The organism is Pseudomonas sp. MUP55, from assembly GCF_034043515.1.
In the GTDB taxonomy this organism is placed as follows: domain Bacteria; phylum Pseudomonadota; class Gammaproteobacteria; order Pseudomonadales; family Pseudomonadaceae; genus Aquipseudomonas.
Window position 1 is genome coordinate 3961539 of sequence record NZ_CP138214.1, and the last position, 17125, is coordinate 3978663.

Consider the following 17125-nt stretch of genomic DNA (forward strand, 5'->3'; position numbering starts at 1 on the left):
CGCGGCGACGGCCCATTCATGTGCTCGTCAGGAGCGCCGGGCTGAACCCCAGGTCGAGGCAAGGGTGGTGTACCCGCGCCTGGCAAACGCCACGACAAAGCCGCGCCATTCGGTCAGTGATGCGATCAGGCCGCGGGCCGCCATGACAATCGTGCGAGTGCGAGGGCTTTGTGCGGCCTGGGGCAGGCCGGTCAGCGCAACGGCCAATGCCTCGACCCCAGTCGCGGCCCAGTACGTCCATACCTGATTGAACATTCTGCTCAGCCCGCCGTGCATCAGCGCGGCAGGGTCCGGCGCCTGCACGGTAAGGTCATGGGGATCGTGGGCGGCCGTGGAGCGACCGCTACGAATCATCGTTCCCATCGCCCCACCGTAGGCCTCGATTGCAGGTGACACATTGGGCTGCATCAGCGCTGGCACTTCCCCGCCGTATACCGCGTTGGCGACGGTTGCGACCGCGTACGCCGCCGTCGCGCCGGCAGTGCGGCCGACCCTGGCCCGCAGGGGCGTGCTGCCCCAGGATGCGCCGGTGCCGTGCCCACGCATGATCTGCTGCACCAGTTCCCTGGAGAGCGCGCGGACATGCCCGCTCAACCGCTGCACCGCCACAGGGTCCCAGCCTTCCTCGGTTTGAGCGCTCGGCGCGTCAAACTGGAGGGCATAAGCAGCGCCCACGAGGCCTGCCGAAATAGCACCGATAGGCGGCGCAAAGCGTGTCCAGTTACCGGCGATACCGGTGCTCATATGCATCGTGGCCAAGGCGTCCAACGTCGCGACGGTATAACGCAAGGCCTGATTACGTTCCGGCGTGGCCTCGATGTTGCTGAATATCGCCAGATCGACGCCTGTGGCAACTGCATTGGCGATGTAGGTGGATAAACCATCGCGAATCGCGGCCGACGAGGCGGCTTGTATCCGCGGGCGCATGATCCACCCTATGTTTGCGAGCCGGCGGGTAATGGAAAGCCTGCCCATTTGTTTGTCCCGGGGCGCCTCCAGGGCTGGCGTTGCGGCCAGCCCTTGCGCATCGACCCGGGTGACAGGGTTACCGCCCACCATGGCGTACAGATTCAAGCCATCGGCATCACCAGTCGGATCCGGATTGATCCAGCGGCACAGCCACGGTGCGTAATACCTGAAGCCGTAATAGGACAGCCCGCTGGCATCGCGCTCCTTGCCCGAATAACGGATAAACCTGTAACTCGCCTCGCTGGCGTTTTTCGCCGCCCACCACGCGGTCCCGCCGTAGGGGTAATAACTTTCCTGGCTGAGCAGTTGCGCCTGCTCGCCCAGCTCCAGGCTGCTGCTGCCCAAGTGGTCGGACAAGCCGTAACGGATCTGCGCGTCCTTGCGCTCCCCCGAGGGATGGCGATCCCAAACCAGGACGCGGACGGTGGTCGTACCGGCATCGAGGTTAAGCACATTCAGTTGCTCGCCCGTTGCGCTGTCATGGCGAATTTCCAACCCCGGCAAGTAGCGCACCTCGGCCGTATGCACCACGCCCCGGGCATGGGAGACCCGACGTTTGAGCAGACGCTGGCCGGTGGCGTCGTAGGCGTAGCGTTCTTCATCGTCGTTGCCATCCTGGCGCCGCACCTGCGTGCACCGCATCAGTTGATTGCGCACATCCCAGCCCATCGTGTGGTCGCCTGCCAACGCTTGCAGATTGCCGTTGCGGTCAAAACCCTGGCCCAACCCCGGCGCGGCCTGGCCATCGGCCCGTGGCAGAAAATGATTGCTGCCTGCGGCCACGTTCATCTGCCGCGTGAAGCCCGTGCCGCTGCTGGGCACGTGCTGCAACGCGAGCACATTGCCCGCGGCGTCATAGCTGAACCGCTGGGTGTAGCGACGCCATACGCTGTCGTCAGTCGAGCCAAACGCTACGCTCGCCGGTAACGCCGGGCCTCCAGTGCTGCCGGCCGTTTCGCGGCCGGTGGCCTTGGTCAGTTGCGATAAGGTGTCGTACTCATAGAGGCTGGTCGAACTGATTTGGGTATTGCTGGACCACTGCGTCGGCTGGGCAAGGTCGTCGATCCGCACGACGTTGCCTACGCCGTCATAGTCGTAGCGCAGGTCTTGCAGCACGGCGCCCGATGGCGCGGGCAGACGCGCAGTGATTTGCCGCAAGCGGCCATCGAACGCGCGGTATTGCATGGCGCGCACCACGCCGTTGCCGGCGCGTTCGCTGAGCACCTGGCCTGCGGCATTGTAACGGCGCTCGCCCAGCACCTGCTGACGTACGCCGCCTCTGGGCGTCACATGGATACTCGCCGGTTGGCCGTCAATGCCGTAGGCATAGTCGAAGCGATTGCCCTTGGCGTCCGTGTGATGCAGGCGTTCTCCCAGCGCGTTAAACCCAACGGATGTCTGGAACGTCTCGGGCTCCAGGCGCAGTTCGCGTTGCGCATCGGGCTGCGGCCAATCCAGCGCAGCACCCGCCAGCCTGAAGCGTCGGGTCTGCCGCACCACCTGGGCGTGCAGCCCATACAGCTCGTGGAACAACGAACCGCCGCCGTCATCGTGGCGAATCACCCGGCCGCAGCGATTGCGTGCAGCCTCTTCAGGCGAGGATGAGGCATAGGCCAGACGTTCGACGCACAGTGCTTGGGCGTCACCGGCCGCCTGTTCGAAGACGGCGACCGGCCGCAGACAGTGATCGTAGTGATGAGCCTGGTGCGCGCCGCGCCCATCCCACTCTTCCAGCAACTGCCCGGCTTCGCCCACCAGCGTCACCCGCCAGCCCGCGTCCACGCTGTCGGTGCGCAGCGCTTGTCCGCCCAGGCTATAGACCCTGCGTTGGTTGGGCGCAGTGTCGGGCTGGGAGCGTGACAACTGCAGCAAACGTGGGTCCCATTGCTCCATCAGCAAGCCGGTACGGCCAAACACCTGACGATGAATGCGTACCTGCGGCTCGTCTTCTGCACGTGCGCGGTGGTAGCCGATGTTGCGAACAATTAACCCACGCGGGTCGACCGCGGCCAGGGACGGCGTGTTTCGATGGACGGAATCAGACATGACCTCAAGACCTTATTGCTGAATAAGTAGTCCTGAAAGCCTAGGGATAGGGGGCGGAGCAAGGTGGTGCTGGAGGATGTTTTGTGTATCCGGGTACTGGCATCGCCTCGACCCGCTCGCGCGGGCCGAGGCTGCGCTCAATGCCCGCCGGCGCAGGTCGGCGAGGCCGGCGCTGCGTCGATGTTCGCCCATTCTTCAGGCGTGTAGGTATGAAGCGCCAGCGCATGAAACTCGCTCATCAGGTCACCCAGGCTGGCGTAGACCTTCTGGTGGCGCTTGACGCGATTGAGCCCCTCGAACTGCTGGCTGACCAGCACGGCCTTGAAGTGGGTCTGCAACCCACGGCTGTGCATGTGGCTCTCATCCAGCACGCTCAAGTGCTGCGGGCTCAGGGCGGCGAGTGCCGTTTCGATACGCTGTTGCATGGTCATTCCTGTTTACTTCTTCTTGGCCGGTGCGGCTGCCTTGGGCGCCAGCTCGTTGGTCATGTCTTCCAGCAGCTTGTTCACCACCGGCACGGCGCTTTCCAGCTTGGCCTGGGTCATCTGGGCCGATTGCTGGGTCAGTTGCGGCATTTTTTCCAGGACTTTCTTGCCCAGTGGCGACTGGTAGAAGGCAACCAGGTCCTTGAGCTCCGATTCGCTGAAGTTGGTGGTGTAGAGCTTGACCATGTCCGGCTTCAGCTTCGGCCAGCCGATAGCCTGGTCCAGAGCGGCATTGGCCTTGGCCTGGTAGCTGTCGAGGACCGACTGCTTGGCGGCAGGCGCCTTGGTCTGTTCGAAACGCTGGGCGAACATTTGTTGCACTTGCATGTACACCGGGGTACCCAGCTTGTCAGCGTGGGCCAGGGTAAGGAAGGCTTCGGCACTGGCGTTGTGGCTGGCGGTATCGGCAAAAACCTGGCCGCTGGCGCAAACCAGAGCAACCGCGGTACAGATGGCACGAAGACGAGTCATCGAGTTTCCTTTTCTAGCAGGCGAGGTAAGACCCCAAGGGCGCCCATTCTGCGCCTAAAAAACCTCGCGGCTCAACCCCAGGCCTTGTCGGGCCTTGTCGGGCCTGGTTTTGCGCGGTGCAAATCCGATGAAGCGTGTTTTTTGGAACCCACTGGGCCGATCACAGCCTAAACTGCGCAAACGAACCTGAAGGAGTGTGCCCGATGAGCCGTATCGAAACCGACAGCCTGGGAGACGTCCACGTCCCGGATGACGCTTACTGGGGCGCCCAGACCCAACGTTCGCTGGTGAACTTCGCCATCGGCGAACAGCGCATGCCCCTGGCGGTGCTGCATGCCCTGGCCCTGATCAAGAAGGCCGCCGCACGGGTCAACGACCGCAACGGCGACTTGCCCGCCGATATCGCCCGCCTGATCGAACAGGCCGCCGACGAAGTGCTCGACGGCCAGCACGACGACCAGTTCCCGCTGGTGGTGTGGCAGACCGGCAGCGGCACCCAGAGCAACATGAACGCCAACGAGGTGATCGCCGGCCGCGCCAACGAACTGGCCGGCAACAACCGCGGCGGCAAGAGCCCGGTACACCCCAACGACCATGTGAACCGCTCGCAAAGCTCCAATGACTGCTTCCCCACGGCCATGAGCATTGCCACCGTCAAGGCCGTGCACGAGCAGTTGCTGCCGGCCATCACCGTGTTGTCCGGTGGCCTGGCCGAGCTGGCGGCGCGGCATATGAAGCTGGTCAAGACCGGCCGCACGCACATGATGGATGCCACACCGATCACCTTCGGCCAGGAACTCTCGGCGTTCATCGCCCAGCTGGACTACGCCGAGCGCGCCATCCGCAGCGCCCTGCCCGCTGTGTGCGAGCTGGCCCAGGGCGGTACCGCCGTCGGTACCGGGCTGAACTCGCCCCATGGCTTCGGCGAGGCGATTGCCGCCGAGCTGGCGGCGCTGTCGGGCTTGCCGTTCGTCACCGCGCCGAACAAGTTCGCCGCCCTCTCCGGCCACGAGCCGCTGGTGACCCTGCACGGGGCACTGAAAACCCTCGCCGTGGCGCTGATGAAACTCGCCAACGACCTGCGCCTGCTGGGCTCGGGCCCGCGCGCCGGGCTGGCCGAAGTCAAGTTGCCGGCCAACGAACCAGGCAGCTCGATCATGCCCGGCAAGGTCAACCCCACCCAGTGCGAAGCGCTGTCGATGCTGGCCTGCCAGGTACTGGGCAACGACGTGACCATTGGCATTGCCGCAAGCCAAGGGCACCTGCAGTTGAACGTGTACAAACCGGTGATCATCCACAACCTGCTGGAATCGATCCGCCTGCTGGCCGATGGCTGCAACAACTTCCAGGAACACTGCATCGCCGGCCTTGAGCCGGACGCCGAGCAGATGGCCGAACACCTGGAGCGGGGGCTGATGCTGGTGACCGCGCTCAACCCGCATATCGGTTATGACAAGTCCGCGCAGATCGCCAAGAAGGCCTATGCCGAAGGGCTGACCCTGCGTGAAGCGGCACTGGCGCTGGGCTACCTCACTGATGAGCAGTTCGACCAGTGGGTACGCCCGGAGAATATGCTGGAGGCTGGGCACTAAAAGCCCAAGGCAAGTGTAAATGTGGGAGGGCAAGCCCTAATGCCCGTCAGTTAAGGCGAACCCGCACCTGTGGCGAGGGAGCTTGCTCCCGCTGGACTGCGCAGCAGGCCCATTGTTTGGGGCCGCTTCGCGGCCCAGCGGGAGCAAGCTCCCTCGCCACAGGTTACTTCTCGCTTGTGCTGTTTCTTAACTGACTGGCATTAGGGCTTGCCCCCTCCCACATTTCGATCGAAATCATGCAGCCATGCGCAATCGCCGAGCTTTGAGCCCGGCAATCAGCGACGGCGCCAGCGCCACCATCGCCGAGCCGATCACCACCACCAACGCACCGAAATACCCCAGGGCATTGATCTCTTCGGCCTGCACAAAATCAGGCCACAGCCACGCCGCCACCGCCACCGCGACAAAGGTTACCAACGGCGTCAGGGCCAGCGTCGCACTCACCCTCGATGCCTCCCAATGGGCCAGCGCCTCAGCAAACGCGCCGTAGGCCACCAGGGTATTCATGCAGCACGCCAGCAGCAGCCAGCCTTGCAGCGGACTCAGTTGCAGCGCCTCCAGCGGGTGCGCCCAGGGCGTGAGCAACACGGCGCAAAACAGGTAGATCACCATCATCACCTGCAACGAATTCCACACCGTCAGCAACTGCTTCTGGCCCAGGGCATAGAACACCCAGATGGTGGTCGCCAGCAGCACCGTCAGCACGCCGGCGGTGTAGGTGCCCATGGATGTGAGCAGTTCCACCAGGCGCTGGTTGAAGAACAGCCCGAAGCCGACGATCAGCACCATCAGACCCACGCCCTGCCCCAGGCTGAAACGCTCCCTGAACACGAACACACTGGCGACCATCAGAAAAATCGGCCCCATCTGCACCACCAGTTGCGCGGTGCCGGGGCTGAGCATTTTCAGGCCCACCAGGTACAACACGTAATTGCCGACCAGCCCGCACACGGCCATCGCCACCAGCCAACCGCCTCTGGGGCCGAGCACCTTGGGACTGGGCAAGCGCCGGGTCGCCGCGAGATAAACAAACAGGCAACTGCCGGCCACCATCAGGCGAAACCAGGTGACCGTGATCGGGTCCATCACCTGCAGCACCTGTTTGAGTTTGATCGGCAGAATGCCCCAGAGCAGCGCGGTCAGCAGGGTCAGGAAAAAACCATAGACCCAGCGGCCCGAAGAAATATGCATGAGTGCCCCAGATGCCAGAGGAAGTGGAACCGGCATTCTAGGGGCACGCAGTGGGCTTTGGGTATCACCGTGTTCAGGGCACGCCCATCACCAGCACCCCGCTGCCGGTGATGGGGCCGGCGGCCGGCAACGAGCCCGCTCGCCGGACCAGGGAAAACGTCACGTCGTCCGCGCCCGTGCTGTTGGTGATGCGGGTCAGGAACGAGCCGTTGACCTGTACGGGAACGCCCCCGCGCACAAGGGCCGTGCCCACGTCGGCATTGGTCATCAGCAGCAGGCGTGAATCGAACGCGGTGCGGGTACCCTTGTAGGTGATGGTGATCGGTGTATTGATCCCGCCATCCGGGCACGAATAGGTGAGCCTGCGGTTGCTGACGACGGAAGACGTCAGCGGGTCGGTGCCGATGGCACGCTGGTGCACGTTGCCGAAGTTGATCTCGATGGGGTTGTTGTTGTTGATCGTGCAGGTTGAAGGCGAGACGGAAAAGTTATTGGCGGCGATGTAGGTGAGCGCGAGGAGCGTGCTGCTGGTGTTGTAGTTGTTTGTCTGACGCAGGCGCAGCACGCCGAGATTGTCTCCTATTCGAACGTCGATAGGGTTCGTCGGGTTGTTGCGTATCAGAATGTAGGGCGTTACATCAATGGGCACGCCCACCCCGTTATTGGGCATGCCCGCCAAATGGATGTCATACGGTACCGGTGTGTTCAGGTAGGCACCGCTGATTCGCAAGCCTGTGCCCTGGTTGGCAAATTTTGGTCCGGGCGTCCACGGAGCACCGGCCTGAATCGCGGTCCTCCAGTAGTCCATGAACGTCGGATAAGGCTGGCCCGGCGTGAACCGGCACTCCAACCGCGCGCCCTCAAGGAAGATACGGGAGTTGTCCGAACCCGGTTGCACCGTGACAGGCACCTGCAGATTCAGCGTGCCGCCCGCCCCTACATGCACCCATCCCCCGCCATTCACGCGGCAATCGGCGGCTGACACAACGGTACTGGCACCGGCCGATACAAGAAGCGCCAAGGCGCCAAATAGTCGTTTCATCTTGTTCTCTCGTTGCTCTGCTCTACCCAGACAAGCGCTATGGATAGTCCAGGGTAAAAGTGGAGGTCACCGTGTACGCACCGTGCCCGATGGTTTGATTGTTGAGGGCGGTCGGCTCGCCCTGCACATACGCCTTGAGTTCAATGGCGTTGCTGCCGTCGCTCAACACCTGCTTGTCGCTGACGGTATTGAGGGGCAAGGGTTTATCGCCCAACGTCTCGATGCCGATGCCAATGCCCGAGGCGCCGCTGCCCGCGTCCAGTGCGAGCAAACCGGGAAGCTCTCTGTTCTGCGCGCCGCCGAACGTGATGGTCACTGAGTTGCCGATCGTGGTATCGCAGTCCTCCAGGTGCAGCTTGAAACGCTTACCCACCGAGCGCGTGTTGAGATAGAGGTGCTTGCTGGTAAGGTCCCAGAGTTCCAGCGCGATGGCTTCGTCGCCGGGGCGAAGGGTGCAGGCTTCTTCAACCAGATTGCCTTTGAAACTCAGGTTGTCCGCCGCGTACCCCATGGGTATCAGGCCGACGATGAACAGCAGCGCCAGGCCGTGCTTTTGAACCCGTTGATATCGCATCGATTCAGCTCCCTACTGGTATTCGGCCAATAACGTGGCCACCGCCGTGAATCGGGCGGGCGGCAGCGTTGCACCGGGCTGTTGCACCGGCACCACTTCCAATGTCGGCGGTGACGACAGGGTGATAGTGAGCGGCGTGTTGAGTGAAAACGGCCGGTTGTTCTGAAACAGCCGGATGCCCAGCGCGGGCACGCTGGTCTGCACGGCTGCAGCGTCGAACGCGGTGGGGGTGCCGTTGACACTCAACTTCAATTGCCAGGGCAGCGTGTCGGTGCCGCAGTTGATCGCGTAGCCGACCCCTCTGCGATACCTCACGCCATCGACGCGCTTTACCCCGACATCGCCGAAGTCGACTTCAATGGTGTTGCCCGCGTCGATGGTGCAAGGGGGCGGCTCATTCAACGTGCCGCTGAACGTCACGTTGGCCGACGCGCCACTGCACAGGCCGATGGCCCACAGGGCGAACAACGCTCGCGGCTGCCAAGCTCTCATGGGTCATTCCTCTTGTTATCAGTCGCCGTTGTATGGGTCGCTATCATTGGTAGTCGACCACCAGGGTCGCGGTGGCATCGAAGGCTCCGCCGGTCAGCTTGCTGCCCGCACGTTTGACCGGCACTGCCTGCACCACGGGAAAGTTGGGATAGGTGAAGTTCACCGCCGTGTTCAGCGGCCAGTCAGCGCCGTTCACAAACAGTTTTACCCCAAGGTCCGCCTTGCGGGTCGCCAGTGAACGGCTGTCAAACGATGCCCCTGTGCCCTTGAGTTCCAGGGTCAACGCGTTGCTGAACGGGGCGCTGCAGGTGACGGTATACGGTACGTCGCGACGGTAATTGACTCCGTCGACCCGTGATGTCAGCAGATCATTGCCAAACGGCACATCGAGCGTGCTGCCACCGTTGATGACACACGGCGGGGGCGCGATGATCACTGCGCGAATGGTCAAACTGGTCTGGGCCTGCACGCCCTGGCTGACCGCCAGCAACACACCGCCGGCGATCAAGCCGATTGATTTAGCCATCGTTGAACCCTTAGTCATAATTGAGCCTGACATCCACCACGGCCCTGAATGCCCCGCTGGTCAACGGCGCGGCGGTGCGCGTGGGACGCACATTCCAGGTCTGGGTATTGCGGCCCACGGGCAAAAACAACGGCTGGCCGCGCGTGCCCAACTGCACGTCACGGCCCAGCGCATCAGTCAACTGCAGGCCCATGCCGGTAATGCCCTGTACCCTGACCAGACGCGGATCATCGGCATCGGCGGGTGCGTTGAACGTGACCGACAGCACCGGTTGGTAGGCACTCCAGGTCAGGTTCCCCGTACGCTCATTGCGTATTCGGCCGGCGGTGCGCAGACAATCGGTGAACCGCAACTGAAAGGCTTTGGCGGTCGCCTGGTCGCCAGGGCGTTGCAACTGGCTGGTCGACACGGCATCCAGGTCGACGGTCTGGTGCAGGGACGTCATGTCCAGACTGCAGGGCGACTCATGCATGGACCCGAGCACGTTCAGCATGCCGCTCATGCCCTCGATATCTTCTTCATCTTCGGCATGGGCGCCCGCCGCCAAGACCCACAACAGGCCGCCCAGGACCTTCACTTTTTGCGACTTCATGGCGTTCTCCAGCAGCATCACTCATTGGCCGGCGCGGCCTGCCGGTTCACTGTGCAAGTGTCGCCACTGCAGGAGAACGCCAGCAGCGGGCGGCCGCCGTAATCGTTGACATAGGCCAGATAGGGGCTTGTACCCAGCTCCCTGGCCGTGGCGCCCAAGGTCAAGGCACCTTTGGGCGGCACCATCAGTGGGGCAAAACCCGGCACGGTTTTGCCGTCCTTGCTGCTGCGCGCATCCACCAGGGTCACGTAGTACGGCGTCGGGTTATTGACCCGGTACTGATCGCCCTCACGGGTCAGCGTCAGCTTTTCCTGCCAGGGGTTGGACAAGTCCTGCTGACTCGGCGCAATGGCTTGCGGACGGTAGAACAACTTGATCCGGGTTTGCAGGGCAATCTGCAGGGTGTTGGACTTGTCGCTGCGCGGCGGAATCTCCCTGAGGTTGAAGTAGTAGACCGTTTCCCGATCCTGCGGCAGCGACTTGGCCGCCGGCAACGCCTGCACTTTCACCTGGCTTTGCTTGCCCGGCTCCAATCGCTGGACCGGTGGCAGTACGATCAACGGCGAGGTGATTTTTGTGCCGGTTTCATCTTCGATCCAGCCCTGGGCCAGATACGGCAGTTGGGTGTTGTTGTTGGTGATGTTCACGCTAGTGGCGTCTTTGCCGCCGTCGAAAATCACGCGGGTACGGTCCAGGCCCACCGCAGCGTTGGCGCACTGGCTCACGCCCAGGGCCAACAGCACGAAGGCCGGAAAAGTGGAACAGGTGGTCGGTTTCATGAAGCTGTGTTCTCCGTATCGTTAGGCTTGCCGGTCAGCCCGGCGGGCTCGGGCAAGGTTGAGTCAGCGGCGACCACCTGGCAGCGCAGTTGCAGGGCGTCGGTCAAGCCATCGGCAGGCAAGGTGACAGGCAGCGTAAGCACGCAGCGCTCGCCGCCCCCCCAACTGACGGTCATCTGTTCGCCGGCCTGGATGCCGCTGAGGTAGACATGCCCACCGTCATTGACAATGCCGGTGTCCTGTTGCTTGAGGTTCTTCACCGTCGCGCCGAAGGGCGGCGAACTGCCATCCGCCAGGCGCACCACCGCCATGGCCTTCTCACCGGCAATCACGTCCAGCGAGCGATAACCGATCGCGCCTTCGGTGAGCGTCAGCTGCGTGACCGAACGCGTGGCTTCGACGTTGCTCGGCAAGCGCTCCAGATCAACACTGGCGGCGGTACGCTGGTAACTGCTGATGTCCGATATCACCGCCTTGCCGAAGGCATTGCTGCGGGTCGGCGCGCCATAGCCGCGTACCGGCACATCGGGCACGCCCGCCGTATCGACCATCAGCCGAGTGCCGCCGGTGCTGGTGGTTCGGTGAAGCGCAGCGCCCTGAGCCGTGAGCGTCGCACCGCCGCGTGCAGAGACACTGAGGCTGCTGGAGCCGCCCTGCTGTCGGCTGGCGCTCACGTCAATATCGGCGTGGTCGCCCATGTGGCTCAGGTAGCCGCTGGCCGAGGTATCGCTCGCACTGAGCTGGTAGCTGTTGCGCTCATCGAGACGATCGCTGTAGCGCGTGGCAAGGTTGTTGTTGCCGGCGGCTCGGCTGGCGTCCAGCGAGAGCGTGCCGGTGCGCCCCAACGGCAGGCTGACCGTCAGCGCCATGCCGTTATCCCTGTAGTTATATTCCTGGGTGCGGTACGTGTTCAGGGACAGGCTCATGTTCTTGACCGAGCCCACGTTGAAATAGCGCGACAGCGACAGGTTCCAGCGATGGGTGTCCGGCCGGTCCCAGTAGGTTTGCTTGTTGTAGCTGGCGTAGACGGTGGCGCCCAGGTCACGAAACTGCTTGTTGAGCGTTACCGTATACAGCGCCTTGCTGCCGCCGATCGGCTTCCAGCTCTCGTTGGGGTCGCGATAATCCCCACGTCCGCCGAGTTCGCCGTTCAACCCGTAATGCCGAGCATCCAGGTATTCACTCATGCTCAGGAAGTTCTTCTCGGAAAAGCGGTAACCGGCGAACGTCACCTGGCTGTCGTACTGCTCGAAGTTCTTGGAATATTGAAGGCGATAGGATTTACCCGAGAGCGTCTCGTTCCACACGTTGGCATGGGACTGGGTGACGTCCAGCGAGACGGCGCCGAACGCCAACAGGTCCCGACCGGCGCCCACGGACAACGCCCGATAGTTGTTATCGGCAATACCGCCACCGAACAACGACCAGCCATTGCTCACGCCCCAGGAAAACTCTCCGGTACCGAAGAAAGCGCCGTCGGAGCCGTACTGAAGATTGGACGGCCGCCCGCTCGCCAGCTTGTAACGGACCTGGCCCGGGCGCGTCAGGTAGGGCACACCGGCCGTATTGAGCTGGAAGGTCTGGACCGAACCGTCCTGTTCTTCCACCCGCACATCGAGCTTGCCGGTCACCGCATCATTGAGGTCCTGGATGCGAAAGGGCCCCGCCGCCACCAGGGTCTCGTAGAGCACACGGCCCTGCTGGCTGATGATGACTTTCGCGTTGGTCTTGGCCACCCCGACAACTTCCGGCGCGTAACCGCGCAAGTTGGGCGGCAGCTGGCTCTGATCCGAGTTGAGCGAAGCACCGGTGAAACGGAAGCTGTCGAACAGGTCCGAATACAGGTAGCTCTCCCCCACCACCAGGCGCGCCTTCAATGCCGGGATAGCGCGATACGCGTAGTAACGGCTCCACTCCAGCTTTTGCGGCCCGGCCGCTTCCTGCCGCCCATCTTCCACGCGGCCCTGCCAATCGGCCCGCAGGCGCCAGGCGCCGGCATTGGCGCCAACGGTGCCGTTGCCACTGAGGTTTTTGCGCTGGCCGTCGTTCTTCTGGTAGTTGGACTGCGCCGTCAGGCTGTAGTCCAGCAGCAGCCCCGGCACCCCTTCATCCCATCGCGAAGGCGGGTCCCAATTGAGCGCGTTGTATTCGAGGTAAGCCTGGGGCAGGTTGATGCTCAGGGTCGAGGTGGCCAGATCACCACTGACCTCCATGCCGGGCAAGCTGGCGATATCCAGGCACTCGCCGTCCTTCCACCATGCAAGTTTGCCGGCTTCGGATGCTTTCAGGCCCAGTTGCTCGACCAGACCGTGCGACAAACAGGCCTGGCTGCCTTTGGGATCGTTATCAGGGGGATGGAATGTCACCGATTGCTCAGGCAAAGGCTGGGCATTGAGCTGCACCGCCATCGAGTAAGTGCCTGGCAGAATGAATCCGCTGCGCGCAAATTGAGACAGGTCAATATTGGTGCGATCACTCAGATCCAGAACGTCGGTATTGAACTCGATATCGCCTGCGCCTATTGCAGTGCCCGCCAGCGACATCAACCCGCCAAACAGTCCCGGGCGGAGCGTATTTTTGATTTTCGACGTATTCAACATGCAAGGCTGTCCATCAGTGTTCAAAAGTATTCCAACTTGAACCGCACCGCGGCACGGTGAGCGCCCACCACCAATGGCAAGCCGTTGCCGACCAGGTAAAACCGGTAGTTGAGCGTCATGTCGCCCTCAGCCAGCGGCACCGGGGCCATGCGTTGCCCCGGCAGGCTTTCCTCACCGGCGGCGTCCACAATGTGCAAGGCAACCCCCTGGGATGCGCCGAAGACCGCGAAGGACAGCCCGGCCCTGTCGGTGGGGCCATCGAACGTCACGCGCATGTGCTCCCAGTCAGGCAGGGTTTCACCTGGGCGCGACGGGTCCGGACGGGTCAACGTGCAATTGACCAGGCGCAACTGGAAGGGATGGTCTTCACCCCGCGTGTTGCGCAAGAGTCGGCCAACCGGTTCGGGTGGCATCTCGATGGTTTGGTCGATACTGGCCAGTTCCAGCCCACAGGCGGAGTCAATCACTTGACCTGCGAGCAGCACGACCCCATCGCCTTGCGAGGACGCCTGGGCAACCACGCAAGGGCTGATGAACGTCGTCAATGAAGAGGCGATAGCCAGACGTATGAATGTGTTCACCTGGATCTCCCGTCAGCGTCCCCCGCCACACCAAGTGGCGGGGGTAAAAACTTACTGATAAGCCAAGGTGAAATTGGTGACCGCGCTGAAGTCACCCGGAATGATCGGGGCCGTGGCGGCGCCTTGTACGTAGGCACCGAACTCCAGCGTGTTATTGCCCACGGCGATGATTTGCGGGGCGGTCGGCTCCCCCAACTTAACCAGCGCGCCACCGTGAGTCATCATGATGCCCACGCCACCCGCACCGCCGACCGTACCGATCGCACCCGGCACCGCGTTGGAGGGCGCGCCGGTGAAGGTGGTCGTGACGGTGTTGTCAGTCAGGCCGGTCAGGTCGCAACCTTCCAGCTCGATCAGCACGCGTCGGGCCTCGGACTTGCCACCCGATTGCAGCTGATGCTTGGCTATCGCCCCCAGGCGAACGGTTTGATCAACGGAGTCAGGCTTGATGGAACAAGCGCCTGAATGCACCGACCCCAGGAACGTGATCGTTCCATCCGTCGCGTGCGCCATCGACATCGAACCCGCCAGCAGACCGACAGACAACAGCACAGTTTTCATTTTGGTTTTCATCTACAGTTTCCCACTTAACAAGTGTCATTAAGAAGCCTTGCCACCGGTTGGCACGGGCTGATTAAAAGAGCGGTATGACCAATGCTTCGAGGGGTTGCTCCTGCCTTGCCTTTCCAACTTTTTGTATTGCATTTCAGGACCACGCTCAACGCCGGGCAAGTGTCCGCTTCACACTTGAAGAAGTAAGCCAGCTGTTTCTTTTAACGATGTAGCCTTTGCATATAAAGGCTTGCAGGAAAATTATGGCAATTTGCCAAAACTTTGAAATTGGCTGAAGGAATTGGACTACATGCAAGTTAATGCTAATAATTCAGCGCCAGATATGTCCGTAAGAATATGACTACAGGCACTTATAAAACAATGAAACTTGCGGAGGATTTGCAACTAAGCATTTAGCCGCCGAGTACTGAATACTGCGCAACGGCAAACAAAAGAAAGGGGAGCAAAGCTCCCCCTGTGACACGCGCGGCAACCGTCAAACCATTCAGCGCACCGCTTCAAACAACCCGGTTGCGCCCATCCCGCCGCCCACGCACATGGTGACGATGCCATAGCGTAAATCGCGCCGTTGCAGCTCACGCACCAGATGCCCCACCTGCCGCGACCCGGTCATGCCGAACGGATGGCCGATGGCGATAGAACCGCCGTTGACGTTGTATCGGGCATTGTCGATGCCCAGGCGATTGCGCGCATACAGGCACTGCGAGGCAAACGCTTCGTTGAGCTCCCATAGGTCGATGTCCGCCACCTGCAGGCCCTTGGCCTTGAGCAGCTTGGGCACCGAGAACACCGGGCCGATGCCCATTTCGTCCGGCTCGCAGCCAGCCACGGTGAACCCGCGAAAAAACGCCTTGGGCTTGAGCCCCAGCGCCAGGGCTTTTTCCAGGCTCATCACCAGGGTCATCGACGCGCCGTCGGACAGCTGCGACGAATTGCCGGCGGTCACCGAGCCGTCTTCGGCAAACACCGGTTTGAGGCCACTGAGGCTGGCCAGGGTGGTGTCGGGTCGATTGCAGTCGTCGCGGTCGACCACGCCGTCGAGCACTTGCACCTGGCCGGTGGCTTTATCTTCAACGCGGTACTTGACCGCCATCGGCACGATTTCATCGTCGAACAGGCCATCAGCCTGGGCCTGGGCCGTGCGCTGCTGGCTTTGCAGGGCGTACAGGTCCTGGTCTTCACGGCTGACGTGGTAGCGCCGCGCAACGATTTCGGCGGTCTGGCCCATGGGGAAGTAAATGCCCGGTACCTGCTCTGTAAGCAGCGGATTGATCAGGTGATCGGTGTTGACGCTTTTCATGGTCAGGCTGATGGATTCAACGCCGCCGGCGACGATGATGTCGCTGCACCCCGAAGCAATCTGGTTGGCGGCGATGGCAATTGCCTGCAAGCCCGATGAACAGAAACGGTTGAGCGTCATGCCCGCCGTACCGGTGCCCAGTTGGGACAGCACCGCCACATTGCGCCCGATGTTGTAGCCCTGAGCGCCTTCGTTGGAGCCGGCGCCGACGATGCAGTCTTCCACTGTTGTCGGGTCGATACCATTGCGGCTCAACAGCGCGTTGACGCAATGGGCCGCCATGTCATCAGGGCGGGTCTGGTTGAACTTGCCCCGAAAGGATTTGGCCAGGCCGGTTCGCACGCTATCGACGATCACTACTTCACGCATGGGGCTACCTCGATCTTGTGGTTGTGAACCGAGGATAGAGCGGGCCCTGGGTGATCGCGATGATCATTCACTGCATGGATGCAAAAGCATGAGGCCGGTAGGCGGTCTATACGATCGTTCCCACGCGTGGGAACGATCAACTGGCCTGAGTGAATGAGTCAACCTGTGGGAGGGGGCTTGCCCCCGATGGCTGTGTATCACTCAGCACATTCGCAGCTGACCCACCGCTATCGGGGGCAAGCCCCCTCCCACATTTGATTTAGGTTGACTCACAATAGGATCGTACGATCATTCCCACGCTCCCGCGTGGGAATGCAGCCCGTGACGCTCTGCGTCACCCGTGCGCAATTGCCGAAACTGGCAGCGCTGGCGGAACGCGGAGCGTCCCAAGAGGCATTCCCACGCAGAGCATGGGAACGATCAACTGGCCTGAGTGAATGAAGTCAACCTGTGGGAGGGGGCTTGCCCCCGATGGCTGTTTATCACTCAGCACATTCGCAGCTGACCCACCGCTATCGGGGGCAAGCCCCCTCCCACATTTGGTTCGCGTGGTCAGGTAACACGCGCCAGGCAATACGATCGTACGATCATTCCCACGCTCCCGCGTGGGAATGCAGCCCGTGACGCTCTGCGTCACCCGTGCGCAATTGCCGAAACTGGCAGCGCTGGCGGAACGCGGAGCGTCCCAAGAGGCATTCCCACGCAGAGCATGGGAACGATCAACTGGCCTGAGTGAACGAGTCAACCTGTGGGAGGGGGCTTGCCCCCGATGGCTGTGTATCACTCAGCACATTCGCAGCTGACCCACCGCTATCGGGGGCAAGCCCCCTCCCACATTTGGTTCGCGTGGTCAGGTAACACGCGCCAGGCAATACGATCGTACGATCGTTCCCACGCTCCCGCGTGGGAATGCAGCCCGTGACGCTCTGCGTCACCCGTGCGC

General features: G+C 62.2%; 15 protein-coding genes. 1 reads left to right on the top strand and 14 read right to left on the bottom strand.

Translation table 11 applies throughout. The features are described 5' to 3' along the window. Positions 1-27 precede the first annotated feature (27 nt). From SC318_RS17775 to SC318_RS17785, 3 genes are all read right to left on the bottom strand, one after another. Positions 28-3015 carry an RHS repeat-associated core domain-containing protein gene (locus SC318_RS17775; RefSeq protein WP_320427859.1) on the bottom strand — a complete coding sequence of 996 codons (2988 nt, stop codon included), beginning with the start codon at positions 3013-3015 and terminating at the stop codon, positions 28-30. A 137-nt stretch (positions 3016-3152) separates the two neighbouring features. Further along, entirely contained in the window at positions 3153-3446 is a 294-nt protein-coding gene (locus SC318_RS17780) for a BolA family protein (protein WP_124387483.1), read from the bottom strand. 6 nt (positions 3447-3452) lie between these two features. Beyond that, positions 3453-3971 carry a DUF2059 domain-containing protein gene (locus tag SC318_RS17785; RefSeq protein WP_003175221.1) on the bottom strand — a complete coding sequence of 173 codons (519 nt, stop codon included), beginning with the start codon at positions 3969-3971 and terminating at the stop codon, positions 3453-3455. A 203-nt stretch (positions 3972-4174) separates the two neighbouring features. On the opposite strand from SC318_RS17785, the gene SC318_RS17790 reads away from it, so the two are divergent. Continuing rightward, on the top strand, positions 4175-5563 hold the full coding sequence (locus SC318_RS17790; protein ID WP_320427860.1) for a class II fumarate hydratase: 1389 nt from the start codon (positions 4175-4177) through the stop codon (positions 5561-5563). A gap of 234 nt (positions 5564-5797) precedes the next feature. On the opposite strand, the gene SC318_RS17795 is transcribed toward SC318_RS17790, so the two are convergent. The 11 genes from SC318_RS17795 to SC318_RS17845 form a co-directional block, all read right to left on the bottom strand. Beyond that, positions 5798-6754, bottom strand: coding sequence for a DMT family transporter (locus SC318_RS17795; RefSeq protein ID WP_320427861.1), 957 nt, complete (start codon positions 6752-6754; stop codon positions 5798-5800). A 73-nt stretch (positions 6755-6827) separates the two neighbouring features. Then, complete coding sequence (locus SC318_RS17800; RefSeq protein ID WP_320427862.1) at positions 6828-7796, bottom strand: fimbrial protein; 969 nt, start codon at positions 7794-7796, stop codon at positions 6828-6830. Positions 7797-7833: 37 nt separating this feature from the next. Further along, a complete protein-coding gene (locus SC318_RS17805) occupies positions 7834-8370 on the bottom strand; it encodes a fimbrial protein (RefSeq protein WP_320427863.1) in 537 nt (178 codons plus the stop codon). 12 nt (positions 8371-8382) lie between these two features. After that, on the bottom strand, positions 8383-8862 hold the full coding sequence (locus SC318_RS17810) for a fimbrial protein (protein WP_320427864.1): 480 nt from the start codon (positions 8860-8862) through the stop codon (positions 8383-8385). A gap of 43 nt (positions 8863-8905) precedes the next feature. Continuing rightward, complete coding sequence (locus tag SC318_RS17815) at positions 8906-9388, bottom strand: fimbrial protein (protein WP_320427865.1); 483 nt, start codon at positions 9386-9388, stop codon at positions 8906-8908. Between the two features lie 10 nt (positions 9389-9398). Beyond that, complete coding sequence (locus SC318_RS17820; protein WP_320427866.1) at positions 9399-9980, bottom strand: fimbrial protein; 582 nt, start codon at positions 9978-9980, stop codon at positions 9399-9401. A 17-nt stretch (positions 9981-9997) separates the two neighbouring features. Next, positions 9998-10759, bottom strand: coding sequence for a fimbria/pilus periplasmic chaperone (locus SC318_RS17825; protein WP_320427867.1), 762 nt, complete (start codon positions 10757-10759; stop codon positions 9998-10000). After that, positions 10756-13359, bottom strand: a complete 2604-nt coding sequence (locus tag SC318_RS17830) for an outer membrane usher protein (RefSeq protein ID WP_320427868.1) — start codon at positions 13357-13359, stop codon at positions 10756-10758. Before SC318_RS17830 ends, SC318_RS17825 begins: the two co-directional genes overlap by 4 nt. 20 nt (positions 13360-13379) lie before the next feature. After that, positions 13380-13940, bottom strand: a complete 561-nt coding sequence (locus tag SC318_RS17835; protein WP_320427869.1) for a fimbrial protein — start codon at positions 13938-13940, stop codon at positions 13380-13382. A 51-nt stretch (positions 13941-13991) separates the two neighbouring features. Continuing rightward, entirely contained in the window at positions 13992-14501 is a 510-nt protein-coding gene (locus tag SC318_RS17840) for a fimbrial protein (protein ID WP_320427870.1), read from the bottom strand. 496 nt (positions 14502-14997) lie between these two features. Next, complete coding sequence (locus SC318_RS17845; protein WP_320427871.1) at positions 14998-16182, bottom strand: thiolase family protein; 1185 nt, start codon at positions 16180-16182, stop codon at positions 14998-15000. Positions 16183-17125 lie beyond the last annotated feature (943 nt).